The sequence below is a fragment of the Corynebacterium timonense genome, from assembly GCF_900105305.1.
Classification (GTDB): domain Bacteria; phylum Actinomycetota; class Actinomycetes; order Mycobacteriales; family Mycobacteriaceae; genus Corynebacterium; species Corynebacterium timonense.
The window spans coordinates 227,976-254,413 of record NZ_LT629765.1; the positions used below are offsets into that span (position 1 = coordinate 227,976).

Annotated in this window: 26 protein-coding genes and 4 tRNA genes; 13 read left to right on the top strand and 17 right to left on the bottom strand. The window is 66.6% G+C overall.

Going from position 1 to position 26,438, the window contains the following annotated elements:
- The first annotated feature begins 26 nt into the window (after positions 1 to 26).
- Positions 27 to 108, top strand: a tRNA-Leu gene (locus BLT81_RS01145).
- A gap of 45 nt (positions 109 to 153) precedes the next feature.
- Here the strand turns inward: BLT81_RS01145 and bcp are convergent.
- Positions 154 to 633: a thioredoxin-dependent thiol peroxidase gene (gene bcp / locus BLT81_RS01150; protein WP_019193404.1), complete on the bottom strand. Its 480-nt coding sequence runs from the start codon at positions 631 to 633 to the stop codon at positions 154 to 156.
- Positions 634 to 702: 69 nt separating this feature from the next.
- On the opposite strand from bcp, the gene BLT81_RS01155 reads away from it, so the two are divergent.
- A complete protein-coding gene (locus tag BLT81_RS01155; protein ID WP_019193403.1) occupies positions 703 to 978 on the top strand; it encodes a DUF3618 domain-containing protein in 276 nt (91 codons plus the stop codon).
- A 51-nt stretch (positions 979 to 1,029) separates the two neighbouring features.
- Here BLT81_RS01155 and BLT81_RS01160 read toward each other — a convergent pair whose 3' ends face one another.
- Positions 1,030 to 1,593: a nicotinamidase gene (locus tag BLT81_RS01160; RefSeq protein ID WP_040420694.1), complete on the bottom strand. Its 564-nt coding sequence runs from the start codon at positions 1,591 to 1,593 to the stop codon at positions 1,030 to 1,032.
- A gap of 85 nt (positions 1,594 to 1,678) precedes the next feature.
- Positions 1,679 to 1,751: transfer RNA gene (locus BLT81_RS01165), tRNA-Lys, on the bottom strand.
- 217 nt (positions 1,752 to 1,968) lie between these two features.
- Here BLT81_RS01165 and BLT81_RS01170 point away from each other — a divergent pair.
- The 6 genes from BLT81_RS01170 (at position 1,969) to BLT81_RS01195 (ending at position 7,416) form a co-directional block, all read left to right on the top strand.
- Positions 1,969 to 3,174, top strand: a complete 1,206-nt coding sequence (locus BLT81_RS01170) for a L,D-transpeptidase (protein WP_040420692.1) — start codon at positions 1,969 to 1,971, stop codon at positions 3,172 to 3,174.
- A gap of 184 nt (positions 3,175 to 3,358) precedes the next feature.
- Positions 3,359 to 4,450, top strand: a complete 1,092-nt coding sequence (locus tag BLT81_RS01175; RefSeq protein ID WP_040420893.1) for a metal ABC transporter substrate-binding protein — start codon at positions 3,359 to 3,361, stop codon at positions 4,448 to 4,450.
- Positions 4,451 to 4,453: 3 nt separating this feature from the next.
- Positions 4,454 to 5,077 carry a metal ABC transporter ATP-binding protein gene (locus tag BLT81_RS01180; RefSeq protein WP_019193399.1) on the top strand — a complete coding sequence of 208 codons (624 nt, stop codon included), beginning with the start codon at positions 4,454 to 4,456 and terminating at the stop codon, positions 5,075 to 5,077.
- Entirely contained in the window at positions 5,074 to 5,922 is an 849-nt protein-coding gene (locus BLT81_RS01185) for a metal ABC transporter permease (protein WP_019193398.1), read from the top strand. The genes BLT81_RS01180 and BLT81_RS01185 overlap by 4 nt, the downstream gene beginning before the upstream one ends.
- On the top strand, positions 5,886 to 6,737 hold the full coding sequence (locus tag BLT81_RS01190; protein ID WP_019193397.1) for a metal ABC transporter permease: 852 nt from the start codon (positions 5,886 to 5,888) through the stop codon (positions 6,735 to 6,737). Before BLT81_RS01185 ends, BLT81_RS01190 begins: the two co-directional genes overlap by 37 nt.
- A gap of 10 nt (positions 6,738 to 6,747) precedes the next feature.
- Entirely contained in the window at positions 6,748 to 7,416 is a 669-nt protein-coding gene (locus BLT81_RS01195) for a metal-dependent transcriptional regulator (protein ID WP_019193396.1), read from the top strand.
- A 1,030-nt stretch (positions 7,417 to 8,446) separates the two neighbouring features.
- On the opposite strand, the gene BLT81_RS01200 is transcribed toward BLT81_RS01195, so the two are convergent.
- From BLT81_RS01200 to BLT81_RS01235, 10 genes are all read right to left on the bottom strand, one after another.
- The gene (locus tag BLT81_RS01200; protein WP_019193395.1) at positions 8,447 to 8,893 is read right to left on the bottom strand and encodes a hypothetical protein; all 447 of its coding nucleotides are present in this window, start codon (positions 8,891 to 8,893) and stop codon (positions 8,447 to 8,449) included.
- Positions 8,894 to 9,726: 833 nt separating this feature from the next.
- A tRNA-His gene (locus BLT81_RS01205) sits at positions 9,727 to 9,799 on the bottom strand.
- Positions 9,800 to 9,848: 49 nt separating this feature from the next.
- Positions 9,849 to 10,478 carry an oligoribonuclease gene (gene orn, locus BLT81_RS01210; protein ID WP_019193394.1) on the bottom strand — a complete coding sequence of 210 codons (630 nt, stop codon included), beginning with the start codon at positions 10,476 to 10,478 and terminating at the stop codon, positions 9,849 to 9,851.
- Complete coding sequence (cmrA, locus tag BLT81_RS01215; protein ID WP_019193393.1) at positions 10,479 to 11,285, bottom strand: mycolate reductase; 807 nt, start codon at positions 11,283 to 11,285, stop codon at positions 10,479 to 10,481.
- 76 nt (positions 11,286 to 11,361) lie between these two features.
- The gene (locus BLT81_RS01220; RefSeq protein ID WP_019193392.1) at positions 11,362 to 12,423 is read right to left on the bottom strand and encodes an alcohol dehydrogenase catalytic domain-containing protein; all 1,062 of its coding nucleotides are present in this window, start codon (positions 12,421 to 12,423) and stop codon (positions 11,362 to 11,364) included.
- Positions 12,424 to 12,617: 194 nt separating this feature from the next.
- Positions 12,618 to 14,024 (bottom strand): MFS transporter, encoded by a 1,407-nt coding sequence (locus BLT81_RS01225; protein WP_081582827.1) that lies wholly within the window; start codon positions 14,022 to 14,024, stop codon positions 12,618 to 12,620.
- Between the two features lie 109 nt (positions 14,025 to 14,133).
- Positions 14,134 to 14,271 carry a hypothetical protein gene (locus BLT81_RS12475; RefSeq protein WP_019193390.1) on the bottom strand — a complete coding sequence of 46 codons (138 nt, stop codon included), beginning with the start codon at positions 14,269 to 14,271 and terminating at the stop codon, positions 14,134 to 14,136.
- Complete coding sequence (locus BLT81_RS12480) at positions 14,268 to 14,426, bottom strand: hypothetical protein (RefSeq protein WP_019193389.1); 159 nt, start codon at positions 14,424 to 14,426, stop codon at positions 14,268 to 14,270. Before BLT81_RS12480 ends, BLT81_RS12475 begins: the two co-directional genes overlap by 4 nt.
- Before the next feature lie 85 nt (positions 14,427 to 14,511).
- Positions 14,512 to 14,988, bottom strand: a complete 477-nt coding sequence (locus BLT81_RS01230) for a hypothetical protein (protein ID WP_019193388.1) — start codon at positions 14,986 to 14,988, stop codon at positions 14,512 to 14,514.
- Positions 14,989 to 15,135: 147 nt separating this feature from the next.
- Positions 15,136 to 15,209 (bottom strand) — tRNA-Arg (locus BLT81_RS01235).
- Between the two features lie 111 nt (positions 15,210 to 15,320).
- Here BLT81_RS01235 and BLT81_RS01240 point away from each other — a divergent pair.
- The 5 genes from BLT81_RS01240 (at position 15,321) to BLT81_RS01260 (ending at position 20,956) form a co-directional block, all read left to right on the top strand.
- Positions 15,321 to 17,342: a cytochrome c oxidase assembly protein gene (locus tag BLT81_RS01240; RefSeq protein WP_040420690.1), complete on the top strand. Its 2,022-nt coding sequence runs from the start codon at positions 15,321 to 15,323 to the stop codon at positions 17,340 to 17,342.
- A gap of 162 nt (positions 17,343 to 17,504) precedes the next feature.
- Positions 17,505 to 18,077: a single-stranded DNA-binding protein gene (locus BLT81_RS01245; protein WP_019193386.1), complete on the top strand. Its 573-nt coding sequence runs from the start codon at positions 17,505 to 17,507 to the stop codon at positions 18,075 to 18,077.
- 66 nt (positions 18,078 to 18,143) lie between these two features.
- The gene (gene ettA, locus BLT81_RS01250; RefSeq protein ID WP_019193385.1) at positions 18,144 to 19,814 is read left to right on the top strand and encodes an energy-dependent translational throttle protein EttA; all 1,671 of its coding nucleotides are present in this window, start codon (positions 18,144 to 18,146) and stop codon (positions 19,812 to 19,814) included.
- An 81-nt stretch (positions 19,815 to 19,895) separates the two neighbouring features.
- Positions 19,896 to 20,327, top strand: coding sequence for an acyl-CoA thioesterase (locus BLT81_RS01255; RefSeq protein WP_019193384.1), 432 nt, complete (start codon positions 19,896 to 19,898; stop codon positions 20,325 to 20,327).
- Positions 20,324 to 20,956: a hypothetical protein gene (locus tag BLT81_RS01260; protein WP_019193383.1), complete on the top strand. Its 633-nt coding sequence runs from the start codon at positions 20,324 to 20,326 to the stop codon at positions 20,954 to 20,956. Before BLT81_RS01255 ends, BLT81_RS01260 begins: the two co-directional genes overlap by 4 nt.
- Here BLT81_RS01260 and BLT81_RS01265 read toward each other — a convergent pair.
- The 4 genes from BLT81_RS01265 to pepN all read right to left on the bottom strand — a co-directional run bounded on the left by BLT81_RS01265 (position 20,953) and on the right by pepN (position 26,425).
- Positions 20,953 to 22,260, bottom strand: a complete 1,308-nt coding sequence (locus BLT81_RS01265; RefSeq protein ID WP_019193382.1) for a D-arabinono-1,4-lactone oxidase — start codon at positions 22,258 to 22,260, stop codon at positions 20,953 to 20,955. The two genes, BLT81_RS01260 and BLT81_RS01265, sit on opposite strands and share 4 nt — an antisense overlap.
- Complete coding sequence (locus tag BLT81_RS01270) at positions 22,257 to 23,465, bottom strand: alanine racemase (protein WP_040420688.1); 1,209 nt, start codon at positions 23,463 to 23,465, stop codon at positions 22,257 to 22,259. The genes BLT81_RS01265 and BLT81_RS01270 overlap by 4 nt, the downstream gene beginning before the upstream one ends.
- A 189-nt stretch (positions 23,466 to 23,654) precedes the next feature.
- On the bottom strand, positions 23,655 to 24,038 hold the full coding sequence (locus BLT81_RS01275; protein WP_019193380.1) for a globin: 384 nt from the start codon (positions 24,036 to 24,038) through the stop codon (positions 23,655 to 23,657).
- A complete protein-coding gene (pepN, locus tag BLT81_RS01280) occupies positions 24,035 to 26,425 on the bottom strand; it encodes an aminopeptidase N (RefSeq protein WP_019193379.1) in 2,391 nt (796 codons plus the stop codon). Before pepN ends, BLT81_RS01275 begins: the two co-directional genes overlap by 4 nt.
- Positions 26,426 to 26,438: the final 13 nt, after the last annotated feature.

A 26,438-nucleotide genomic window follows, 5' to 3' on the forward strand; every position in this document is an offset into this window, starting at 1 on the left:
GCCTACTCTCCTGTGGCGCAAAGCGGGCGCCCGTGGCGGAATTGGCAGACGCGCTGGATTTAGGTTCCAGTGTCTACGGACGTGCGAGTTCAAGTCTCGCCGGGCGCACACCGTGTCCTCGAGGGAGACAGAGTTCTCGAGAGCCCAGAAAAGCTAGCCCCCGATAGGCCAGTCGCGGAGGATACGGCCAACGTGGCCGGAGGCACGCACGTTGTACTGCGCCTGCTCGATGATCCCGTCTGCGCCCACGAGGAAGGTCGAGCGGATGACGCCGTGGACGACCTTGCCGTAGTTCTTCTTCTCACCGAACGCGCCCCACTGCTGCATGACCTCCTTCGAGGGATCCGACAGCAGGGTGATGGCGAGGTCGTGGTCGGCGCGGAACTTCGCCAGCTTCTCGGGAGAGTCGGGGCTGATGCCGATGACGTCGATGTCGGCGTCGTTGAACTGCGAGAGGTTGTCAGAGAAGTCGCACGCCTCGGTCGTGCACCCCGGCGTGTTGGCGCGAGGGTAGAAGTACACGATGACTTTCTTTCCCGCGTAGTCCTCCAACGAGACGGTCTCGCCGGTGTCGCTGGGCAGGGTGAAGGTGGGGGCGGTATCGCCGGAATCCAAGCGAATGTTCTCAGTCATACTTGCCCGTTTTACACTACTGTTGGCAAGGACACGTTCTAGAAAAAGTCAACGTAGGAGTTCATTACCGTGGCACGAGACATCAATGACATCGAGCGCGACATCAAGCGCACCCGCGGCCAGCTGGCCAGCACGCTCGACGAGATCGCGTTTCGCACCAACCCCTCCACCCTCGCCGATAACGCGAAGGACCAGGCGACGAGCCTGATCAAGCAGGACGGTGTGCAAAAGGCCCTGATCGGCGTCGGCGTGGGTATCGCGGCGCTGGTGGCTATTAAGTTCTTCAACGGCCGCAAGCGCAAGAAGGAGCTCAAGGAGCTGCAGGACCTGCTCGCCCGCCGCTAGCTTATCGACGCCCCCATATCGCCCCCGCCCGGAGCCCTCCGGACCGGGGGCTTACGTCAATTCGGCGCCGGACTGCGCCATCTCTTCGAGGGCGCGGACTCCGTTGTGGTCGTCGACGGGCGAGCACATGTTGCGCAGCACCCGCACGTTAAAGCCCTCTTTCAGCGCGTCGAGGACGGTGGCGCGCACGCAGTGGTCGGTGGCAATACCGCAGATGTCGAGCGTATCGACGTCATGCTGGCGCAGCCATTCGGCGAGCGGGGTGCCGTCCGCGGCGCCCTCGAAGCCGGAGTACGCGGCGGAGTATTCGCCTTTGCGGAAGAAGACGTCGATAAGCGATGTGTCAATCGTCCCCTTGATCTCGGCGCCGGGCGACTCGGCGACGCAGTGGACGGGCCACGTGTCCTCGAAATCGGGGGCGTCGGAGAAGTGCGAGCCCGGGTCGATGTGCCAATCCTGGGTGGCCAGGATGTGGGAGTATTCACGCGAGCGGCTATCCGCGGTGGAGATAAGCTCGGCGATCTTGGTGGCGACCTCATCGCCGCGGTCGGTGGCGAGAGCCCCGCCGGGGCAAAAGTCGTTCTGGACGTCAACGATAAGCAATGCTGTAGTCATGACGTTCCAGTCTAATGAAACCCGCGGGGGGTATGTCGACCAGCGAAAAACCCCCGCCGAGCAAAAGCCCGACGGGGGTGAAGTGTGCGCCACCAGGGACTCGAACCCCGAACCCACTGATTAAGAGTCAGTTGCTCTACCACTTGAGCTAGTAGCGCATATGTTGTTTTTGTCGTGTCTGCCGTGCTGGCAACGAAGGAGAATATAACACCACTCTCGCCGGCCCGTGAAATCCGCTGGTTGTAGCGCGTTTTCTGAGAACGCGCCGACGGGCCGTCGGGAATGTGCCTTTAGCGCGCGGGGCGATAGAATAGGAGGGATTGGCTAGCGAGTGGCCGAACACGGTCCGGTGAGGGTGCAGTGAGGGTAGTGAAAATGAGGAAGTCGCGAGGGGTGCGCCGTTCGATGGCCGCGGTCGTTGTCGCTGCGGGTCTGGTGCTGGCGGGCTGCTCGATTGGGGCCGCGGCGGGGCTCGGCGGGGAGGGGACGCGGGCCTCGGAGACCGCAGACGAGCGCAGCCGCGAGGAGGCGGCGCGGGCGGCAGCGCCGACGGTGTCGGTCGGGGACGGCGACGCTGACGTTGCGCCGCTCGACCCAGTGGAGGTGACGGCGGAGGCGGGTCTGAGCTCGCTGATGCTGACGAACGACGCGGGAAAGCGCGTCCAGGGCGAGTTTAATGACGACATGACCGAGTGGCGTGCCACGGAGGAACTCGGCTACGGGCGCACCTACACCCTTGAGGGGATGGACCGGGCGGGTAACGCCATTGAGTCGTCGTTTAGCACGGTCGTGCCCGCGGTTCAGGCGTACGCCTCGGTCGGACCGCTGGATGGTGCCACCGTCGGGGTGGGGCAGGCGGTGACGTTCCGTTTCTCTGCGGCCCCCGAGGACCGCGACGCCGTAGAGGAACAGATTACGGTGGAGACCTCGAACGACACCGAGGGCGATTTCTACTGGCTCGACCCCTATGAGTTGCGGTGGCGCCCGAAGGACTACTGGGAGCCGGGCACCTCCGTCAGCGTGAAGGCGGACCTGTATGGCGCCGACCTCGGCGGCGGTGTCTACGGCGCCGAGGACACGGAGACGAACTTCACCATCGGCGACGAGGTGATCACGCGGGTGGATAACGCCACGAAGACCTTGACGCTCTCGCGCAACGGCGAGGTAGTCCGCTCCTTCCCGATTTCGATGGGCACCGACGGCATGTGGGACACCCCCAACGGCACCTACGTGGTCGGCGACCAGCACGAGGCGCTGGTGATGGACTCGCGAACCTTCGGACTGGGACTGGACTCCGGCGGCTACGTCACCCCGGTCGATAGTGCGACGCAGCTGTCGTACTCGGGCATCTACGTTCATTCGGCGCCGTGGGCGATGTGGGCGTTGGGCTCGACGAACCAGTCGCACGGGTGCATCAACGCGAGCCCCGCCGACGCGGCCTGGTTCCTGCAGAACGTCAAGCGCGGGGACCCTGTCGAGGTGGTGAACACCTACGGCGGCACCCTCAGCGGCTGGGACGGCCTGGGCTACTGGAACATCCCGTGGGAGACGTGGGAGGCGGGGAACCCCGAGCTGCAGTAGGACTTAACCGCGGGGCGGGCCTTCCCGCCCGCCCATAATTGTTCACTGACTTGAAGAGCGTAATTCAATCTAACCCGGCTTACATGTTAGTGTGCGTGGTACATATCCATCGGCACTATGCCCCGGCTTGACAAGGACAACCATGCGCTTGAGAACTGTGTTCACTGCTGTCGCCCTCACGGGCATGCTCGGAGCGTGCTCCGCGCCGAACGACGACGCCTCCGCCGCCAACACCCCTGCCGCCAACGCGTCTGCCGACGACGGCACGCTCAAGGTCGTGGCCACCACGACGCAGATCTGCGACTACGTCACCCGCATTGCTGAGGACGGTGGCGGCGCGCAGCTGGTGAAAACCGACGCTCAGGGCACGACGACGACCACCGGAGAAGGGGACGACACCCTCGAGCTGACGTGCCTGCTTGCCCCGAACGCCTCGGCTCACGACCACGAGATGACCAGCCGCCAGATGAACGCGCTCGGCGAGGCCGACATCCTGTTCGTCAACGGCGTCGATCTCGAGCACTTCCTGGACCAGGCAGTGGAGTCCTCCGGCTTTGCGGGCACGATGGCCGTGACCTCTGGCTTTCTCGGGGCGGGCGACGCGCCGAGCGGCACCGCCTTCACGGTGGATGAGGGCGAACACACGGCGGACGTCGCCCCGTGGCCGTTCGAGCCGGAACCCGGCGAAGAGGAAGAGTTCGCCTACGACCCCCACGTATGGACGAGCCCGCGCGGCGCGACCGTGCAGGTGCGCAACATCGCAAACAGCCTGGACACGGCCGCCGGCGGCGACGGCACGTGGGTGGAGCGCGCCGAGGCCTACCTGGAGCAGCTCAAGGACCTCGACGTCTGGGTGAGCCAAAGCATCTCCACCGTCCCGCGCGAGGACCGCGTGCTGTTTACCTCCCACGACGCCTTCGGGTACTTCGCCCGCGACTACGACGTCGACTTCATCGGCTCCGCGTTGTCGGACTTCAACGCGCAGCAGGACGCCACCGCCGAGCACATCCGCCAGGGCGTCGAGCAGGTGCGCGACTCCAACGCGAAGGTGATCTTCGCGGAGAACTCCAACAACGCAAAATCCATCGAGGCCATCGCGCGCGCGGCGGGCGTGCGCGTGATCACCGGGGAGGACGCCCTGTACGGCGACTCGCTCGGCCCCGCCGGGACGGCCGGGGAGAGCTACATCGGCTCCATCGTGCACAACGTGTCCACCCTCGTCACCGCGTGGGGCGGCGAACCCGCCCCGCTGCCGGACACACTGGAAGGCGCGTAAGCAGTGACACTGGCCTACGTGGACGCGACGGTGGGCTACGGGCGCGCGCCCGTGGTCCGCGGCGCGACGTTTGCCGTCAGCCCCGGTGAGGCCGTGGGGCTGCTCGGCAGTAACGGCGCGGGCAAGTCCACGCTGCTCAAGGCGGCTCTCGGACTGTCGGACGTGCTGAGCGGCCGGGTCAGGGTGGACGGCTCCGTGGGCTACGTCCCGCAGCACTCGGACGCCGCGCCCGAATTCCCCATCACCGCCGAGGCCGTGGTGGGCCTCGGCCTCGTGCCTCAACTTCGGCCCTTCCGGCGCATCGGCCGCGAGGGCAGGCGCCTGAGCCGAGAGGCGCTCGAGCGGGTGGGCCTCGCCGACCGCGCCCGCACGCGCTTCGGCGACATGAGCGGCGGGCAGCGCCAGCGCGTCCTGCTGGCCCGCGCCCTCGTGGCGCGCCCGCGAGCGCTGCTTCTCGACGAACCCTTCAACGGCCTCGACCGCGCCAGCCGCGACCGGCTCGTGGAGACCATCCTCGACCTCAAGGCGCAGGGGATGGCCGTGCTGCTGACCACCCACGACCTGCGCCTGTCCGAGGACACGTGCGAGCGCACCCTCACCGTTGTCGACGGAGGGGTGCGCAGGTGAGCCTCGTCGACACCCCCTACCTTCTACGCCCGCTGATCATGCTGCTCGCCCTAGGCATCAGCGCCGGCGCCGTGGGCACCCTGGTCAACTTGCGCCGCGCTGAGTTCTCGGCGGAGGCGATCTCGCACGCCGTGTTCCCCGGCATCGTCGTCGGCTTCATCGTCTCCGGCCTCGACGGCATTGTGCCCGGCGGCGCCGTCGTCGGGGCGGCGGCCGCGGCGGTGCTGACAGTCGTGGCGCGCCGGGGTGGCGAGCTCGAGGAGGCCGGCACCGCCATCGTGCTGGCCAGTTTCTACGCCGCAGGCATGGTGATCTCGCTGGCGCACTCGGATAAGTCCGGCCAGCTTGAGGCGCTCATGTTCGGCAGGCTGCTGGAGCTTACCGGCCCCCGCCTTACTCAGGGGCTCGTCGCCTGCGCGGTGGCGCTCGCTGTGGTGTGGGCGGCGTGGCCACAGCAGGTGGCGGTCGCGTTCGACCGGGCCGCCGCCCGCGCCGCCGGGATCCGGGTGGTGCGCCACGACGCGCTGCTCAACGCCGCCGTCGCTGCGACGGTGGTGGCGGGCTCTGCGGCCGTCGGCGTGCTGCTCGTGGTGGGCTTCATTGTCATCCCGGCCGCGGCCGCCCGCCTCGTGGCCGGGTCACCGGAAACGATGGCGGCGCTGGCCTGTGCCTTCGGCGTCGCTGCCGGGGCGGTTGGCATGTGCGTGGTCGCGCAGCCCATCGCCCGCCCGGTCTCGCCGCAGGCGTGCGTGGTCATGGTCCTGCTCGGCGGGTTCGTCCTCGTCGCTGCGCTGAGGGGAGGTGCGCGGTGGATCACGCGACAGCCAACGCAACCGGCGCGGTGACCTGGTGGCAGCTCAACCAGCTCGCCGTGTGGGAGGTCGTGCTCGTCGGCGCGGCGACCGGCCTGATCGGTGCCCTGGCGCTCATGCACCGGAGGATCTTTTTCGCCGAGGCCGTCTCGCACGCCGCTTTTCCGGGCGCCGTGCTGGGCGTTGTCGCGGGCGCCGCGCTCGCGCCCGGCCGCATCACCGAGCTGATCTTCGCCGGGGCGCTTATCGGCTGCCTCGTGCTGGCCGGGGTGATGGCGGTGCTCGTACGTCTGCCGGGCATTTCCAGCCAGGCGGCGGCTGGGATCGTGCTGTCCTCGGGCTTCGGGCTGGGCTACTTCGCGGCGACGTGGTTCGCGCCGCTGCCGGTGCGCGTCGAGTCGTTTCTCACCGGGTCGGTGCTGACCGCCAACGCCGTCGACGTCGCCGCCGCGGGGGTCGTCCTCGCGCTCGCCGTGGTGGCGTGGTGGGGGGTGGGCCCACGCCTGGTGTCGCTGGGGTTTTCCGAGGCGCTGTTCCGGGCGTCGATAGGCACTCACAGGCTGTACGACGCCCTCGTGCTCGTCCTCGTCTGCCTGGGCATCGTGGTGGCGATCCCCGCCGTGGGAACCATCGTCTCCATCGCTCTTATCGCCGCGCCCCCGGCGATCCTGCGGCCCTGGGTGCGCACCCCGGGCGCGCTGCTGGCGGGCTCACCCCTCGTCGGCATCGCCATCGGCCTCGTGGGGCTGGCCAGCGCCCAATGGTGGGGCCTGTCCGCCGGCGGGATGATCGCGCTGTGGTCCGGCGTTATCTACGCGGCCTCGGTGGGAGGGCGGCAGCTGACCTAGGATTTCACCTATGGATGTCTCCGCGCTGCCGTTCAAGACCCAGGACTACCTCAAGGTCGTCTTCGACCTCACCGAGCGCTCGGGCGCGCCCGCCACGATGGGCGTGATCGCGCAGCGCATGGGGCAACGCGCCTCCACGACGACCGAGGGTGTCAAGCGGCTTGCGGAAAAAGGCCTGCTCAGCCACGAACCCTACTCCGGGATCACCTTGACGCCCGACGGGCGTGAGGCGGCGCTCGTCATGGTTCGCCGGCACCGGCTCATCGAGACCTACCTGGTCGAGCAGCTCGGATACACCTGGGACGAGGTGCACGAGGAGGCGGACAACCTCGAGCATGCCGTCTCCGAAACGTTCGTCGCGCGTATCGACGCCCTCCTCGGCCACCCCGTCCGCGACCCCCACGGCGACCCCATCCCCACCGCCACGGGCGAGATTGAGGCGCTCCAGGTCCAAACCCTCGCCTCCCTCCCTGAAGGCGCCACCGGCACCGTCGAACGCATCAACGACTCCGACGCAGAGCTCCTGCGCTACCTCGCTGACGTGGGCATACGCCCCGGTATCCACGTCACCATGACGGGCACCCGCTTCGCGGGGATGAGCCTCGTGCGCGCGGGGGAGCGCGAGGTCGCGCTCGCGGACGCGGCGCTCGAGGCCGTCGACGTCAGCACAGGGGCGTAGGTTTCGGGGGCAAAGGATTCTATGGGGGTACGTCCCCAGGTTGCGCGGGCTTGATGTGCGTTGAGGTCGACTACGGGTTAAACGACAAAAACACAGAATTTGTCGTTTAACCCTAGAAATAGCCAGCGCCCGGGTTGCGTCCGTTAGCGTGGTGTATCTGTGACTGCCGGTGAGGGGCCTCATGAATGTGTGAGGCGGCCACCGCAGTACCTTTCGAATCAACTCCAACATCTCCTCGAAAGGAACCACCGCGACGGCCGTGGCTTATACACACCCATAGATGTGAGATCGCTGGCGACCACGCGGTGCTGATGCACCTGTAGGTGCCCATCATCAGCGTGCTTAGAGCTACACCCTGTTGGGCATGATGGGGCATGATGTCCCTCATCGAGACTTCAGCGCCTGTAGGGGTGGCCCAAAAAGAACGTATAGTGCATCTTTGTGCCGATAAGGGAGCGGAAGCGGCGGAGGTGGTGGGAGATCTGGCTTCTCACAGCAGCGTAGCCTGGTCACCACCCCGCAGGCCACGGCCTGCGGGGCTGGCGCTTTGACGGGAGCTCATGGCCGCCGAGCGCATCGGCGATCTACATCTCGCCGCAGAGGCGGTGGTCTCGCGCACGACCGCCGCGCGGAGATGTGGGGGATCGGGGATTTGTGGCCGGGCGGGGCGTATTTCACGGTGCGGTCACGACGCCGCAGCCGATAGTCGGACGTCCGATTCCGCTGCGCCGATCTGGGGGACGACGACTGGGTGATTCACTCCGTTTCGGGCCTGCCGGTCACGACTGCGTCCCGCACCATTGGCGATCTCACCAATGATGCATTTGCCCAGCCTAGGAGAGGCGGAAGGGGGATCGATGAGAGTCCCGTTTTTCGAGGCAGCCGCCGAGCTATTAGACGTAAACTCTATTCAGCTCGACAGCCTTGAATCGGTTGCTACCTGCACATGGCAGTGGAGCTTGTGCCAGAGCTTCCCACAGCTCCCGCAAAGCGAGACGTGTAACTAGGTTTGCGATACCGATTCGCCAGCTTAGAGGGGTGAATTCCTTCCGATGACTCTCAGATTGGCTTGAAGTATCGACTCGACGAAATCGAGATCCTCGCCATCTCTGATGTCCTTAGCTGCCTCGGCGGCGTTCCACATAGCTCCGTCCGTTTCCACGCCTATTCCAAACTGGAGATAGAGGCTGGGGGGCTCGATTGGCATGGGGACGTACGCCCAGCGCCCCTCTGAGTGATCGATATACCACGACCCAATGAGATAGCAAATAAGTTTTTGCTTCTCTGCAGAGTCTAAATCCGAATCGCGGATTGATTCTATTAGCCGTCTGGGGAACGGGGCGGAGCTTAAGTCATCAAGATCTAATGGCGCGTCGACTACTGAATCATGTTCAGATTGGAAGCTTGATATGGCGGATTTCGCCTCATTTTCCATCTCTTTGACGCGCATTCGGTAATCGCTGCTGTGCAATGTCATCTTGGGATCCTTATGTTTCTTTCGACCCTTAGTGGATGTACCACATACCGTGTTCACCGAGTTCGGGATGCCAATGGCAGTCTACATTCATCGCCCAGGGGTCGGGCCCGTTTCCTCATCCACATTCTCAAATACTTCGTGAGAGGCGTCCCGCTTTTAATCGCGATAACACAGCCAAAAGTGAGTATAAATGGGGTCTGAGGCCCCTTACGGGGTACTTACGTGAAAACAACCGATGATTGCAGCTGCGAGGACACCCCCGATCGTTGAAGTGACTTAAAGCTTTTCTTGGTCCGCTGAGTTCTTGTGCATTCTTCCGCCGACTATTCACGTTCGCATTCAGTGAGCTATGTTCGGCGCGCAACCAAATGCGTTCTTGATGCAGGGTTTCGGTTTCAACCAACCGAGCAAGGACCAATACTTTGGCTGCGGGATATCCTGACTATTCCCTGCCTATGTGTGGTTCTCGGCATCCTGCTAATGTTTCTGAGCCGTAGCGCTATGTGAAGTATGGCCAGCGTTTCTTTTGGCTACGCTGGATGAGGTGGTGCTTCTTCTTGGAAGAGAGGGCAAGGTCCCTTGCCGCAAGTAGAAGAGGTCTACAGGACAATTTTGCCCCTTAGGCCACAGCATGGCCGCTTGGCGCGCGTCTCGCGGTTATTCGTTAGATACGCAACATCGTCATTAGAGATCGCCGCCCGTAGCCTAAGGGTGATGGGGGGTAAGCGACAAAAGGTGTGTGTGGATCCGTCGTTTCATGGGCCTTGAACTGCGGTAACGCGGAAAGCGCGATGCCCCTCACCGAACGAGGTCGGTGAGGGGCGTGCCGTCGGGGTGGCTGACGGGGCTCGAACCCGCGACACCCAGGATCACAACCTGGTGCTCTACCAGCTGAACTACAGCCACCATCGCTGCTTTTTGGCAGCGGACTCTACCTTAGTACGGCGGTGTAATTTTACAAAAACCGCTGGTAGGCGTCGGTCGCCTCCGCGGCGAAACACCCGGCCTCCTCGGTGGAGGGGCCAGGCGCGGCGACAAAGACGGAACGCCGGTAGTAGTCGAGCTCGCGGATGGATTCGACGATGTCCGCCAGCGCCCGGTGGGCGAGGCCTTTCTTGGGCTGCTGGTAGTAAGCCTTGGGGAACCAGCGGCGCGCGAGCTCCTTGACGGTGGAGACGTCGATCATGCGGTAGTGCAGCGCCGCGTCGAGTGTCGGCATCTGGGCGCGGATGAAGGCGCGGTCGGTGGCGATCGAGTTGCCGGCCAGCGGCGCGGGGTGAGCGGGGTCGCAGTGCTTCTCGACGAGCCCGAGCACCGCCTCCTCCGCCTCGGCGATCGAGACGCTCGATGCCGTGATGTCGTCCAGCAGCCCGTTTTCGGAGTGCATGGCGGTGACGACTTCGTCCATCTCGGCCAGCTCCGCCTCGCTGGCGTGGACGACGAGGTCGACGCCCTCGTCGAGGATGTTCAGCTCGGCGTCGGTGACGAGCGCTGCGACCTCGACGATGACGTGGCGCGCCGGGTCGAGTCCGGTCATTTCCAGGTCGACCCAGACGATGCGGTCGTTCTTTGCGGGCACGTCCATTTATTCTTCTCCCATCTGCGCGTAGAACGTGCCCACGAGCGGGGCGATCACGCCGCGCGGGCCGTAGGTGGAGATGACATCCATGGCCTTGGACAGGGGGCCGGGGACGACGCGGCGCTTGTTGCGTCGTAAAGCAGCGAGCGTGTCGCGCGAGCAGGACTCGTAGGTGGTCCAGAGGATATCGGGGACCACCTTGTCCACGATGGTCTGATCCTCCTCGGGCACGTGCGCCTCGCGCACCGGGCCGGGCGCGAGGAGGGTGACATGCACGCCGGTGTCCTTCAGCTCGTAGTGGAGGGCTTCGGTGAAGGCGTTCACGCCCGCCTTGGTGAAGACGTAGGTGGCGTTGTTGGGGATGGGGATGTTGCCGGCGGCCGACCCGACATTGCACAGCGCCCCCTCGCCGCGCGGCACCATCTGGTCGAGTACCGCCTTGGTGATGCGGAAGACCGCGGTGGCGTTGAGGTGGTACTGGCTCGTCTCGTAGTCCCAGTCCTGCTTCATGAAGGGGCCGAAGGAGGCGATGCCCGCCGAGTTAATGCAGATGGAGATGGTGCGACGGGAGATGTGCTCGAGGAGCGCGGTGACGTCGTTCTCCTTCGACAGGTCAGCGGCGAAGACCTCGACGTCGACGCCGTGGCGGGAGCTGAGCTCCTCGGCGAGGGCCATGAGCACGCCTTCACGACGAGCGACCACGATCAGGTTATGCCCGGCGGCGGCGAGGTCACGGGCGATGGCCTCGCCGATGCCTTGCGAGGCACCCGTGACCAGCGCGAAGGAATCAATATGGGGGGAGGGAAAACTCATGGCACCAGACTACTCGGCGGCTCGGACACGCTCGACGGTGAACGGGTCGCCGGGCCGGAAGCCTGTGCCGCCCCGGCTACTCCCCGTGCGGAACGATCACGGCGCGGCCGCTGACTTTGCCGTCGAGAAGCAGCTGATAGGCCTCGAGCCCCTTCTCCAACGGGTAGGTGGTGTAGAGCGGTTCGATCTGGCCGCGGCGCAACATCTCCACCAGCTCAAAGAGCTCGTCGCGCGAGCCCCAGTACGTGCTGTACAGGCGCGCCTCGTAGGGGGAGGCGCGGAAGGACCAGTCGGCCGCGCTGCCGTCGCCCAAGCCCACGATGGCGATGTCGGCGCCGACCCCGGCGCTGCGCAGGGCGGTGGTGACGGTGGCGCCGATGCCGACGAAGTCGAACACGGCGTCGACGCCGCGCCCGCCGGTCAACTCGCGTATCTGCTCCACCTGCTTGTCGCCCACCGGCACCGTGGTGGCACCGAGGTCGGCGGCGGAGGAAAGCGCCTCCTCCTTCGCGTCGGTGGCGATGATGGTGGCCCCGGTGAGAGCCTTGAGGATCTGCACGGCGATGAGGCCCAAGCCACCAAGCCCGATGACAAGGGCGGTCTTTCCGCCGCCGTTGAGGGCGGGCAGCGCCTTCTTGATGGCGTGGTAGGGGGTCAGCCCCGCGTCGGCGAGGGCCGAAGCGGCGATCGGATCGGCGTCGCCCAGTGGGATGAGGTTTCCGGCGGGGACCACCACGTACTCGGCCATCCCGCCGTCGCGGCCGAGGCCCAGGCCGTTCGCCCCGGCCTCCTCGGGGTAGCGGCAGTAGGTTTCGGCGCCGCGGGCACACATGTCGCAGCGGCCGCACCCGGTGGGGCCGTAGACAAGGTAGGCGTCACCCTTGTCCAGACCAGCGACGCCGTCGCCGACCTCCTCGACCCAGCCGGAGATCTCGTGGCCCAGCGTGTACTCCGGGTCGAGGGCAGGAACGAGGCCCTCGTCGAACTCGTTGAAGATGGCCACGTCCGAGTGGCAGGCGCCCGATCCTGCCACCTTCAGCAGGACCTCCCCGGGGCCGGGAGAGGGTTTGGGCACATCCTTCAGCTCGGGGAAGGTGTGGTAGCCCACGTGCCTGATTGCTTTCATGGTTTCCGTCATGGTGCGCTTCCTTTCGTCGCTTCTCCAGGTGAGGCCAGGCGGGTCATGTACCCCTAGGGGGTACACCCCCGAGTGTACGGAAAAAGCGCAGCGTGCTTCGGGGCCGGAAAGAACGCGGCCCCGAGCGCCACCGGTATAGCGTCAACCTCGTGGCGTATCGGGACGCTGTCCATAGCGGGAAGCGCCCGCCCGACCTACTCCCCGTGCATCTCCGTGTGCTTCGTCTCCGGCGACCAGAGGATGGCCACCAGCGAGACCACGGTGACGGCGGCCAAGTAGGTGCCGACGGCCTGCGGGCCGTAGCTCGCGTTCAGCGCAGTAGCGATGAAGGGGGCGATGGCGGCGCCGAGGATGGAGGAGACGTTGTAGGAGACTCCCGAGCCGGTGTAGCGGACGTTCGACGGGAACAGCTCCGGCAGGATCGCCGCCATGGGGCCAAAGATGAGGCCCATGAGAACCATGCCGATGAAAAGGAACACGCCGAGCGAGACCATGGTGAAGCTCTCCGGGTTGAGCAGCCAGCGGAAGGCCACGCCGTAGACGATGATGGCGGCCGACGTCAGGGCGAGGACGGGGCGGCGGCCGTAGGCGTCGGCAAGCCTGCATGCGACAGGAATGCCAGCGATGAAGCCGAAAATGCAGACCAGCTGAAGCTTCAAAAAGTCAACGTAGGGGATACCCAGGCCGACGCCCTCCTCGGCGCTGCCGATGCCGTAGGAAAGGAACCATGTGGTCACGATGTAAAATAGCGTGTAGCAGCCGACCATGATGAAGGTGCCCTGGATGAGCGGGCGCCACGCCTTGGCGACGACCTCGGACAGCGGCAGGGACACCTGCTCGTTCTTGTCCAGCACCTCTTGAAACGCCGGGGTCTCCTCGATCTGGAGGCGCACCCACAGGCCGACGATGACCATCACGGCGGACATGAGGAAGGGGATGCGCCAGCCCCAGGACATGAACGCGCCCTCGGGGTCGCCACTGGAGTGGCCCAGCCACGTGACCAGGACGAGGAACAGGCCGTTGGCCAGCAGGAACCCGAAGGGCGCGCCGAGCTGCGGCCACATCGCGGCCCAGGCGCGGCGGCCCTTCGCCGCGGTTTCCGTGGACAACAGGGCAGCCCCGGACCACTCGCCGCCGAGGCCGAGGCCCTGGCAGAAGCGCATGAGCGCCAGCAGTGCGGGCGCCCAGATCCCGACCTGGGCGTAGGTGGGCAGGAGGCCGATGATGAAGGTCGCAATGCCCATGGTCAGCAGCGCGCCGACAAGGGTGGCCTTGCGGCCGACGCGGTCGCCGAAGTGGCCGAAGAGCACCGAGCCCAGCGGGCGGGCGACGAAGGCGAGGCCGAAGGTGGCAAACGACTGCAGCAGGGCGACGGTCGAGTTCTCCGTCTCGGGGAAGAACAGAAAGGGAAAGACCGCGACCGCCGCGGTGGCGTAGGCGTAGAAGTCGTAGAACTCGATCGTCGTGCCGATCGTCGAGGCGAAGCGCACGCGGCGCCGCTCCTCCGCGGAGGCGTACGTCCTCGCCCCGCGCTGGTCGGCGACTCGCGCCGTCACTGATGTAGACACCGTGTCAGGTCCTCTCTCCGGGAAGTGTTTCATCGTACGGGACATTATTCTTGCATAGTGGGATGCAGCGCGTGTAGGAGGGGCCCCGAAACGCCAAAAAACCCGCCGCCGACGGGTGTCGGGGCGGGCGCCGAGGCGGGAGCTACTTTCCGCCGGCCTCGGGGCTGGGGGTGTCGTCATCGTCCTCAGTCAGCGGGTTCGACTCGCCCGGCTCCTCGCCGATGCGCGTCGTGCTGGCGTCGAGAAGTTTGTCCAGCTCCCCGTTGGTCTCGTCGCTCATTCTTCGTCCTCTCCTTCGTTCTCGCTGCCCTTCTTATCGCCCTGGCCGTCGCCGGAGGCCTTGATCTGGAAATCGCCGTCGGCGTCGGGGTCGCCCAGGTTATTAATGCTGTCGTCGCGGACGGGGGAGCTGCGCTTCTTGTTCGGGTTCGTCATCGTGGATACCTCCTTGAATGTGAATATGGCCCGATTCTCCGCCCGCCAGCTTAGCGACGTTTCGCTTCCCGCCTCGGGGCCCGAATCAGCGAGGAAAATCAGCCCAGGCGAGCTGGGCCCCGGCGTGGCCGACGAGCACGACCGACACGAGCGCGGCGACCGCCGCCACGGCGACACCACCGCGTACCACCGGGACGGCGGGGGCGGGCACCCGGCCCGCGAAGCGCTCGGTCCCCGCTGCGAAGAACAGTGCGGCCGCGGCGAGCAGGCCGAGGGCGGCGACCGCGGAGAAAGTGGCGTACTGGGCGTGGCGGGCCACGACCCCCAAAGCGGACTCGCTGAGCCCCAGAGGGGCAAGAAGATCTTCGCCCGTCCACCGGGCGAGCATGATCGACACTGCGCCTACAACAGTGGTGCCCAGCGTGGCCACGCGCCACGACGGGGTCAACCGCGCCGGGAACAGCACCCAGGCGAGGCACATGAGGGCGGCGAGAGGGACGGATACGGCGGCCAGGTGGACGACGAGCGGGTGGGCGGGCACGCCGCCGATGGTCAATGTCATGCGCGCTATCGTCGCGCACGCGGCAGGCAGGATGCTGGCAGGACGCCGCGAACAATCCCCGAGTGTGGTACCGGAATGCTGCGCCAGGATAGGGTGTCCTACCTGCGCAAACGTGGTGTTCCCCCGGGTGCCGGTAAAACCGAAAAGCGCCCCCGGCAGGATTCGAACCCGCGACCAGCCGGGTAGAAACCGGATGCTCTCATCCACTGAGCTACGGAGGCACGCCGCCCGAGGCTATGCCGGGGGCAGCGGCAACAGTGTAACGCACGGACGAGGGCGCACCTGCTTCGCGCCGGTTATGCCGCCGTGGGCAGCGAAAGTAGTGTGAAGGCATGTCAGAAACGGTGACCAGTACCCGCCCGGCTCGGTCTGTCCGCACCTCGTGGCCCATCTACGTCACATCGTTTGTGATTGCCGCCGTCGTTGCGGGTTCGATTTCGGAGGTGTTCCTCTCCGAGTCGCTCGCCGCCTTAGGCATCCCGGACCCGGGTGTGGTGACCACCTTCGGGCTGCCCGCCCTCCGCGGCGTCGTGTGGGTGCTCACGGCGCTGGCCGCCGGCTCGTTTATGTTCTCGGCCTTTCTCATCCCGCCGCGCCATGACGGGGAGAACGATGGAGAGGACCTCAACGGGGCGCGCCTGACCGTCGACGGGCATATTGCGGCGCGGACGGCAGCGTGGGCGTCGATAAGCGTTGCGTGCGCTGCGCTTGTCATGATTCCGCTTGTGCTGTCCGACGTCTCCGGCACGCCCTTCAGCCAGGTCGTGCTGCAGCCGGAGTCGTGGCGCATCGCGCTGAGCCAGGTCGCCGACGCGAGAATCTGGCTCACGGTCGCCGCCTTCGCCCTGGTCGTGGGGGTCGCGGGGCTCGTGTGCCATTCCTGGTGGTCGCAGGTGGCGCTGTTCATCGGCTCCGTGATCGTGGTGCTGCCGCTGGGGTTGAGCGGGCACTCCGCGTCGGGAGGCAACCACGACCTGGGCACGAACTCCTACCTGTGGCACCTCGTGTTCATGCTCATCTGGGTCGGAGCGCTCATGGCGCTCGTCGCGCACGGGCGCAGGCTGGGGCCCGACCTGCCGCCAGCCGTGGAGCGCTACTCGCGCATCGCCCTGTTCGCCTTCATCGCCATGGCCGCCTCCGGCGTGCTCAACGGCGCGCTGCGCGTGCGCCCCGAGGACCTGACTTCCACCAGCTACGGCTGGGTGCTCGTGGCCAAGTTCGTGGGCCTCGTCGGCCTCGGCGTGTTCGGGTTTGTCCACCGCCAGCGCACCATCCCCCGCCTGCGGCGCGACCCGAAGGCCTTTACCCGCTTAGCGACGTCCGAAGTCCTGCTCATGGCAGCCATCGCCGGCCTGGCCGTCACGCTCGGGCGCACCCCGCCGCCGCCTCCGCTCGACCCGAACCTGACCCAGATGCAGGTGCAGATGGGCTACAACCTCACCGAGCCGCTCACGGTGTGGAACTGGATGGGGCAGTGGCGACTCGAACTGATCTACAGCGTCGTCGCGATCCTGCTCGCCGTCTACTACCTGCACCTGAAGCGCCGGGTGGCAGACTGGCCGCTGCGCCGCACCCTCTGGTGGCTCCTCGGCTGCGCCCTCGTGGTGGTCACGTTGTCCTCGGGGATCGGGATGCACATGCCCGCGTCCTACTCGGCGCACATGGTGGTGCACATGCTCCTGTCCATGGGCGCGCCGGTCGCGCTCGTTCTCGGAGCGCCGTTGACGCTGGTGAAAAACGCGTACCCGGCGGGCGAGTTCAACCCCCGGCTGTGGGTGGAGTCCTTCGAGCGCTCCCGCTTCCTCCGAGTGGTCACCTACCCGCCGGTCTCGCTCGCGCAGTTCGTGTTCTTCTTCTACATCATGTACATGATCATCCCGCTCTACGAGCTGCTCATCTCCGAGCACGCCGGGCACGTGATCATGAACGGGATCTTCCTCGTCTCGGGCTACTTCTACTTCTGGGAGCTCATCGGGCCCGACCATATCCCGGGGCGCGCCGAGGCGAAGATCCGCCTCGCATGGCTGTGGGTGTCCATGCCGATCCACCTGTTTATGGGCGTCTACCTCATGCAGCTCAACGTGGTGATGGGGGAGGACTTCTACCGTTCGCTGGCGCTGCCCTGGGACCCGGACCTTTTGGAGGACCAGAAGGTGGGCGGCGGCATCGCCTGGGCCGCGGGCTCGTTCCCCCTCGTGATCGTTTTCGGTTTTCTGTTCTGGGACTGGCTGGCGGAAGACCGCGAGGAGACCCGCGAGAGCGATCGCCGTGCCGAAGAAACGGACGACGAGGAGTGGCGCCGCTATAACGAGATGCTCGCCCTCTACAGCCGCGCGGGGGGCAACGACGCATAAAAAAGTTTCGCCTGTGGACAATTCTCGGGGTTGTCCACAGGCTGATCGCGCGTCCCTTCCGTTTCGCGGCGTTTCGGGCCACGCTGGTGGTGTCGCGGGAAGACACCCCGCGGCCACCGCCAACCACGCATGGAAGCTAGAGAAAAAAAGGGGGGCTTTTCCATGACCCAAATGCCGATCACTATCTGCGGCAACCTCACCACCGACCCGGAGTTTCGCCGCTTTGACAACTCCGGGGCGCAACTGTGCAAGCTCCGGGTGGCCACGTCGCGGCGCTACCCGACGGGGGAGACGGACGACAAGAACAAACCCATCTGGCAGGACACCGACAACCTCTACATCGATGTGGAATGCTGGGGCCAGCTCGCCGTCAACGCCAAGGCCTCGTTGTGCAAGGGCTTTCCCGTCGTGGTCACCGGCTACCTGGTCACCGACGTGTGGGACAGGGAGGTCGCCGACCCGACCGGGGAGGCGTCCGGAGGCACGCGCTACCACTACAAGATCAAGGCGGGCAAGGTCGCCTTCGAGCTGAGCAACTTCCAGGTGTCCTCGGTGCGCACCACCGCAGCGGGCAACACGCTCGAGGGGCAGCAGCCCGTGCGCCCCAAGACCGCGGAGGACTTCGCTGACGCGTCCGCAGAACAGCGCCTCAGCGCCGAGGACGGCGCCCTGGCGGGCAGCAACACCGCAGCTCACGGGCGTGCCGGGGCGCAGGAGGAGGCGGCGCCGTTCTAGGAATCACACCCGGGGTAGGTGATGTACCCTAAGTGGAGAATTCTTTCGACACAAAGGGGAATACACGTGGCTGAGTTCATCTACACGATGAAAAACGTACGCAGGGCCATCGGCGACAAGGTCATCTTGGACAACGTCACCATGGCCTTCTACCCCGGCGCCAAGATCGGTGTCGTGGGCCCCAACGGCGCCGGTAAGTCGTCGTTGCTCAAGATCATGGCGGGCATCGACCAGCCCAACAACGGCGAGGCCTTCCTCGACCCAGGCGCGTCCGTCGGCATCCTGCTGCAGGAGCCGCCGCTCAACGAGGACAAGACCGTCCGCCAGAACGTTGAGGAGGGCCTCGGCGACATCTTTGAGAAGAAGCAGCGCTTCGAGCAGATCGCCGAGGAGATGGCCACCAACTACTCGGACGAGCTGATGGAAGAGATGGGCAAGCTCCAGGAGGCGCTCGACGCCGCCGACGCCTGGGAGGTTGACTCCAAGATCGAGCAGGCGATGGACGCGCTGCGCTGCCCGCCCGCCGACGAGCCGGTCACCCACCTGTCCGGTGGTGAGCGGCGCCGCGTCGCGCTGGCAAAGCTGCTGCTGCAGGAGCCGGACCTGCTGCTTCTCGACGAGCCCACGAACCACCTCGACGCCGAGTCGGTCCTTTGGCTGGAACGCCACCTGCAGGACTACAAGGGCGCCGTCTTGGCCATCACCCACGACCGCTACTTCCTCGACAACGTGGCCGAGTGGATCTGCGAGGTCGACCGCGGCAAGCTCTACCCCTACGAGGGCAACTACTCCACCTACCTGGAGAAGAAGGCGGAGCGCCTCGAGGTCGCCGGCAAGAAGGACCAGAAGCTGCAGAAGCGCCTGAAGAACGAGCTCGAGTGGGTCCGCTCCTCGCCGAAGGCCCGCCAGGCGAAGAACAAGGCCCGCCTGGAGCGCTACGAGGAGATGGCCGCCGAGGCCGAGCAGTACCGCAAGCTCGACTTCGAGGAGATCCAGATCCCCACCCCGCCGCGCCTGGGCAACAAGGTCGTCGAGGTGGACAACCTGCACAAGGGCTTCGACGAGCGCGTCTTGATCAAGGACCTCTCCTTCACCCTGCCGCGCAACGGCATCGTCGGCGTCATCGGCCCGAACGGTGTGGGCAAGTCCACGCTGTTTAAGACGATCGTCGGCCTGGAGGAGCCGGACGCCGGCGACGTGACCATCGGCGAGACCGTGCAGCTGAGCTACGTGGACCAAAACCGCGAGAACATCGACCCGGAGAAGACCGTGTGGGAGGTCGTCTCCGACGGCCTGGACTACATCCACGTCGGCCAGAACGAGATGCCCTCGCGCGCCTACCTGTCCGCCTTCGGTTTCAAGGGTCCGGACCAGCAGAAGCCCTCGAAGGTGCTCTCTGGCGGTGAGCGTAACCGCCTCAACCTTGCGTTGACGCTGAAGCAGGGCGGCAACCTGATCCTGCTCGACGAGCCGACCAACGACCTTGACGTGGAGACGCTCGGCTCGCTGGAAAACGCCCTGCAGAAGTTCCCCGGCTGCGCTGTCGTGATTTCCCACGACCGCTGGTTCCTCGACCGCACCTGCACCCACATCCTCGCCTGGGAAGGCAACGTGGAAGAAGGCAAGTGGTTCTGGTTCGAGGGCAACTTCGGCGACTACGAAAAGAACAAGGTTGAGCGCCTCGGCGAGGAGGCGGCGAAGCCCTCGCGCGTCACCCACCGCAGGCTGACCCGCTAGGCTGACCCGCCCGGGCCAGCCTGCAGGTCGACACCCTGCAGGTTTACACCCTGCAGGTCTACACAAGGAGTAAGCACACCTATGAGCGATACCGCCGCTTCGGCGAACCTGACCGACGAAGTCACCATCCCGGTGCGCTGGAACGACGTCGACAGGTTCGGCCATATCAATAACATCACCTACATCGAGTACACGCAGGAAGCGCGCATCGCCTTCAGCCAGAAGAACTTCGGCGCCGGCCGGGGCCTGCCCGTGTTCGTGCGCCACATCGAGGCCGACTACCTGCGCCCAGTCATGCCCGACACCACCGAGGTGAGGGTGCGCACCGAGGTCGTCTCGGTGGGCAACACCTCCTTCACCACCCGCCAGGACATCATTGACCGCCACGGCAGCGTCTGCTGCAGCGTGACCAGTGTCCTCGTCGTGGTGGACACGGCGACGGCCACGCCGCGCGCGATCACGCAGCGCGAGCTGGGCATCCTCACTCGCTCCGGGGGTGGGGACACCGAGTGAGGAACGAAACCCTCCGCGTCTACCGCGGCGGGGCGGGGCTGACCGCGCTGGTCGGACGGGCCACGGGCCTCGACGCCGCCGCCTCAGCCCGTTTCTCAGTGCTCGACGACATGCGTGTCGACGTCTTTGTCACCACCCCTTTCGACTGCCTCGCGTCCCGGCGCGTCGAGGCGATCGCCTCCCGCGACGGCGCGGTCGTCGCTGCCACCGATCTCGTGGAGGCGCTCACCGCCAACAGCGAGAACGTGGGCGCCCCGCGCGACCCGAACTGGCCCGGCGCCCTGCCGCCGAAGGAAGGCTTCGTGGAACGCGACACCGTTCCGGTCCACGTGGTGCGCCGACTCGCCGACGAGGGCCGCGCCCTGGCGCGCCAGTTCTCCGGGCCCCTCGGCCCGCCCCCGTCGCTGCTCAACCAGATCGTGCTCACGGCGGACGCCGAGTCCGCGCAGCCCGTGGAGATCCCCATGCGCATGATCTTCACCTGCACGTCGCTCGGTCTCATCCCCGGCTTCGCCGCGCCCGTCGACGTGCCCCGCCACCTGCGCGTGGCCACGGCGGGGCGTTGGGTGCGTGTCGACGCCCCCTTCGGCAGCGTCTACCACTCCACCGGGCTATCCCTGTTCACCTAACCAAACAGGCGGTGCAGGTAGGGCGAGCCGAAGCGACGTTGCGGGTCCATCGCCTCGCGCAGGGCGCAGAACTCGTCGAAGCGCGGGTAGAGCTCGGTAAAGTCCTCCCGGCCCAGCGTGTGCATCTTGCCCCAGTGCGGCCGGCCACCCGCCGCGCGGAAGATCGGCTCGAGGGCGGGGAAGTAGTCTGCCGGGTTCATTGCCTTGGGCACGTGGAACGCGATGTACATGGACTCGCGCCCGGTGGATGTTGATAAGGCGACGTCGTCGGCGGCCGTCGAGCGCAGCTCAAGGGGGAAGGGGATGCGCCAGTCGCGGCGGTCGATCTCCTCGCGGATCTCGCGCACAACGTCGGGGCCCGCCTCGAGCGCAACGGCATACTCCATCTCGTGGAAGCGCACCCGCCGCGGAGTGGCAAAGACCTCGTGGGCAGGGGAGCGGTAGCTCGACGCGCCCATCGCGCCGACGGCGATGCCGTTGAGGACAGGCGTGGTGCGCGGGGCCACCCGCGCGATGAACAGCGACGCGGCGAACGCGGCGTTGCCCACGAGCTCCTCCTCGACGAAGCGGGTGACGCGGCCGCGGCCCTTCTGCGTCCGGTCCGGCTCGAGGCGGGTGTTCTTCTTCACCATCGCGCGGTCGGTGTGAGGGAACCAGAACGCCTCGACGTGGTCGGTCTCCCGGGCGCGCTCCTCCCACGAATCCAGCAGCTCGTCGAGGTCGGCGGTGCCCTCCACGGCGTGGAGGTCGAAGGCGTCGACGCACTGCATCTCTACCTCGACGACGATGCCCAGGGCGCCGAGGGAGACCGTCACCAGGCGCAGCGCGTCGGGGTCGGCGTCGAGGGAGTACTCCTGGAGGTCGCCGTTGGCGTCGATAAGCGAAAGAGCGGTGACGGTCCCGGCGAAGCCCGGCCACTCGACGCCCGTGCCATGGGTGGACGTGGAGATCACGCCCGCGATCGACTGCACATCGATGTCGCCCTGGTTGGCCAGCGCCAAGCCGAAGGGCGCGAGCAAGCGGGGGACGCTGCGTAGGCGCGTGCCCGCGAGGAAGCGCACGCGCTTCGTGGCGCGATCGACGCTGACCAGGCCCGAGAGCTTGTCCAGGCTGACCATGTTCTGCTCGCCGGCAGCGCAGGGGGTGAAGGAGTGGCCCCCGCCGACGGGGCGGATACTCTGCCCCGCGGGGAGGGAACGCACCAGCTCAGCGACCTCCGCGATGGTGGCGGGGCGGTGGAACGCGGTGGGGGTCGCGGACACGGAGCCCGACCAGTTGGTGAAAGTAGCGCGCGTGCGGCTCATCGCAGTGTCCATCCTTTTCCTCGGTAGGTGTCCCAGCGCTCGTGCGAGCCGTCAGCGTGGACCGCGACGAGGCTGTCGACGTGTTCAGTCATCTCCCCGGCCTTCGCGTGGCGGAACCAGACGAGGTCCTCGACCTTCAGTTGCGGCGCGCCCGACGGCAGCTTCAGCGGGGTCTGCACCTCGCCGGCGCCCTCCATCGGGGAATAGCTCAGCCCAGGCGGGTAGACGGGGGAGGGCACGCGGTCAGGGGCGGGCGGGCCGGAGGCGATCCAGCCGCCCGAGTTCACCGTCGCCCAGCCCGGCGCCGGGACGCGCGACACCTGGCAGACGAAAAACGCGGCGGGGACGTGGTCGATGTCCGTAAACTGGTCAAAAATGACGGGGGTGTAGAAGCCGGAGCCGGCGGCGAGCTCCGTGAGCGAGTCGTCGCGGGCGCTGACGTCGAGGGACCCGGTGCCGCCGCCGTTGACGAACTCCAGGTCCGCGACCTCACGGGCCGCGGCCACGCACTCCGAGCGACGCGGCGTGAGCTGCTTCATCGAACGCCGTCGGATGAGGCGCTTCGCCGCGCCCACGACGCCGGATTCGCCGTCGGCGACGGAGGCGACCTGCCCCTCGTACCCCATCACGCCCACGAGCCTGAGCTGCGGGCGCCGGGCGATCTCGAGCGCCAGCGCGCGGGTCTGCTCCGGCGTGCGGATCGGGGAGCGGCGCGACCCGATCACCGCGCCGGGCAGGTGCAGCGAGCAATCGATGTCGATGGCGACGCGCACCGGGGCGGACGCGTCCGCGACAGAACCGATCAGGTCGAGGTGGTCGGTCGAATCGACCATGAGCGTGATCTCGGTGCGCAGGCGTTCATCGCCAGCGATCCGGGCGATGGCGGGTGTGTTCACGCTCGGGTACGCGACGAGGATGTCACTGAAACCCTCGCCGACCAGCAAGATCGCCTCCGGGGCGCTGTACGACAAAACGCCCCGGTAGCCCTCGTGGCCCAGCGCACGCCGCAGCGCGTCCGTGCTCCGCAGCGATTTCGACGCCACACGAATGGGCAGCCCCAGAGTGCGCGCCCTCATCCGGCGCGCGTTGTGATCGAAGGCAGCGACGTCAAGCACTCCGCACGGTGCGGTGAGCTCCCCCGCGGCGATGAGCCGCGGGATCGTTTGCACAAGAACGTTGGATGGGGTCGTCCGAGCAGTAGACATGGGGTACAGGTTAGTAGCGATGAACTACGCTGTGGGCGTTTTCGGGATCGAGATGTGCCGCAGGAAGCGTAGGTCGTGCGTTGTCCTCGGCTAGCCCGGACCACCTGGTCGACCTCAGCGACAACCGGGGCGCACCCCTGGAACGCGTTGAGGTCGACGAGCCCCGGCTGGGGGGCGGACGTCAGGCGGCTACTGCGTGTTGATCATCATGTACGCCACGCGCTGCATGTGGTTCCACAGCTGCCCGCGCTGCGCCGGGGAGAGCTCGGACTCGTCGAACTGGTCGAGCGACCGGCTCATGAGTTCAAGCCAGCGCTCCGCCTCGGCCATCCCGATGGCGAAAGGGAAGTGCCGTTTGCGCAGCATGGGGCGCCCGCGCCGGTCCTGGAAGGTGTGCGGGCCGCCCCAGTACTGCACGAGGAACCAGCGCAGGCGGTCTTCGGCACCGTCCCAGTCGTCGTCCGGGTACATGGGCCCGATCAGGTCGTCGGTTCTGACCTGTTCGTAGAACCCGTGGACGAGGCGGCGGAAGAAGTCCTCGCCGAGCTGGTCGTAGAGGGTGGGCTCGGTCATGCCGTCTCCGCGGCGGCGTCGACGCCCCGGTTGCGCAGGGCACGCGACACGCGGTCCTGGCCTTCGGAGACGATACGCCGCAGGCCGCTGGGGATGTTGCGCGCGAGCAGGGCGTCCGCCTGGTCGAGGGCGGATTGTTGGACGTCCCACGTGGGGTAGAGGCCCTCGAGCGTGCGCTGCGCCATCTCGTTGGTGAGCTTGTCCCACAGCTCCTCGGCCACGGCGAAGTACTGCCCGGTGAACTCACGCAACCCGGCGTCCGTGAAGGTGAGCCCGTCCATGAGGTGGCGCGCCTCGAGGTTGGAGCGCTCGCCGCCCACGACTTCGTCCCACGCCCATTGCTTATCGACGCTCGCCCGCGCGCGCAGCCGGTACAACGCCGCCTCGGCGGAGGTGTCCTCGACAGCGTCGGCGGCGGCAAGCTCCTCCGCGCCCGAGGCGATGAGGCTGGTCAGTGCGAGCCAGCGCACCTCCTTGTTGTCGGTGTCCTTCACCAGCTGGCGCAGGTAGGCGGTGGTTTTTTCGTCCGGGGTGAGGCGGGCGAGCGCGCGGTCGAAGATGACGGCGGGGGCGGTGCCGCGGAAGGCCTCGTTGAGCAGCGCCATGCCCTCGGCCTGCCAGGCGGGGTCGACGTACTGCTTGACCGCCAGCGTGGCCTGGGACAGCAGGCGCTCCTGCACGGACGGCTGGTCCTCGACGGAGCCGAAGCGGGCGACGAGGCGCACGAACTCGCGGGCGGGCAGCTCGCCGGAGCGCACGGACTCCCAGATGCTGGACCAGCACAGGGTGCGGGCCAGGGGGTCCTCGATCGCGCCGAGGTTGTCCAGCACGAAGCGCTGGTGCTCGGGCGTGAGCCCCATGAGGCAGTAGGTAAGGTCCTGGTCGTTGACGAGGGCCAGGTCGTGGTCGACACCGGCGAGTTCGGGGATGTCGGTGCGCTCGCCGTCGATGTCGACCTCGACGGAGTGGGTGCGCGTGAGGGTGCCGTCGATAAGCGAGTAAAGCCCGATGCCCACGCGGTGCGTGCGCAGGACCGCGGAGTCCTGGACCACAGTGAAGCTGTCGGGGGTGATCTCCGGGTAGAGGCGCGAGACTCCCGTGGTGCGCAGCCACTGCTCGGACCAGCTGGACAGGTCGCGGCCCGAGGACGTCTCCAGGGCGGAGAGCAGGTCGTCGAACGTCGCGTTGGCGAAGGCGTGGTTGCGGAAGTGCTCGCGCACCCCTGCGAAGAACTCGTCGCGGCCCACGTAGGCCTGCAGCTGCTTGAGCACGGAGGCGCCCTTGGCGTAGGTGATGCCGTCGAAGTTCTGCTCCGCCGTCTCGATGTCCGGCGCGTCGGCCGCGATGGGGTGCGTCGAGGGCAGCTGGTCCTGGGAGTATGCCCATGCCTTCTCTACGGCCGCGAAGGTGACCCACGCGTTGGCGTACTCGCCGATTTCGGTCTGCGCGATCGCGGCGGACCAGGTGGCGAAGGACTCGTTGAGCCACAGGTCGTCCCACCACTGCATGGTCACCAGGTCGCCGAACCACATGTGGGCCATCTCGTGCAGGATGGTGTCGTTGCGGCGCTCGATGCGGTGCGGGGTGGGCTCGGACGTGAACACGTACTCGTCGCGGAAGGTCACCGCACCGGCGTTTTCCATCGCGCCCATGTTGTACTCGGGGCAGAAGATCTGGTCGTACTTGCCAAAGGGGTAGGGCAGGCCGAAGTTGGAGTGGTAGTAGGCGAAGCCCTCCTTCGTCTGGCGGAACAGGCGCTCGGCGTCGAGGTGCTCGATGAGCGAGGCGCGGGCGTACAGGCCCAGCTCGATGCGCTTCTCGTCGTCCTCATAGACGTCGGTGACGTGCTCGTACTCTCCGGCGCAGATGGCGATGAGGTACGTCGACAGGGGGTAGTCAATCTCGCACGACCACGTGGTGCCCTCGCGGGTGGCCTTCTCGTTGAGCACCACCACGTAGTTCTCCGGCGCCGTGACCGACACCGAGTACGTGGCCTTGATGTCCGGCTGGTCGAAGCAGGCGTACACCTTCATCGCCATCGCAGGCTCGAACTGGGTGTACAGGTACTCCTTGTTGTCCGCAGGGTCGACGAAGCGGTGCAGGCCCTCGCCCGTGCGGCTGTAGGTCACCGTCGCGTTGACCACCAGCTCGTGCTCGCCTTCGGCGAGGTCCAAGGTGCGGTCCGCCAGCGCCTCGCCGTCGAGGGTGGCGTCGAAGCTGTCGGCGACGAGGTCAAAGAAGGTGCGCCCCTTCTTCGATGTGAAGGTCACCGTGGTGCGGGAGGCAAAGGTCTCGGACCCGGTGACGTCCACCTCGATGGCGTAGTGGACGTTGCTGATGAGGCTCGCGCGTTCACGCGCGTCAGTGCGCTTTAAATTCGTCTTCATGCCCACCCAATCT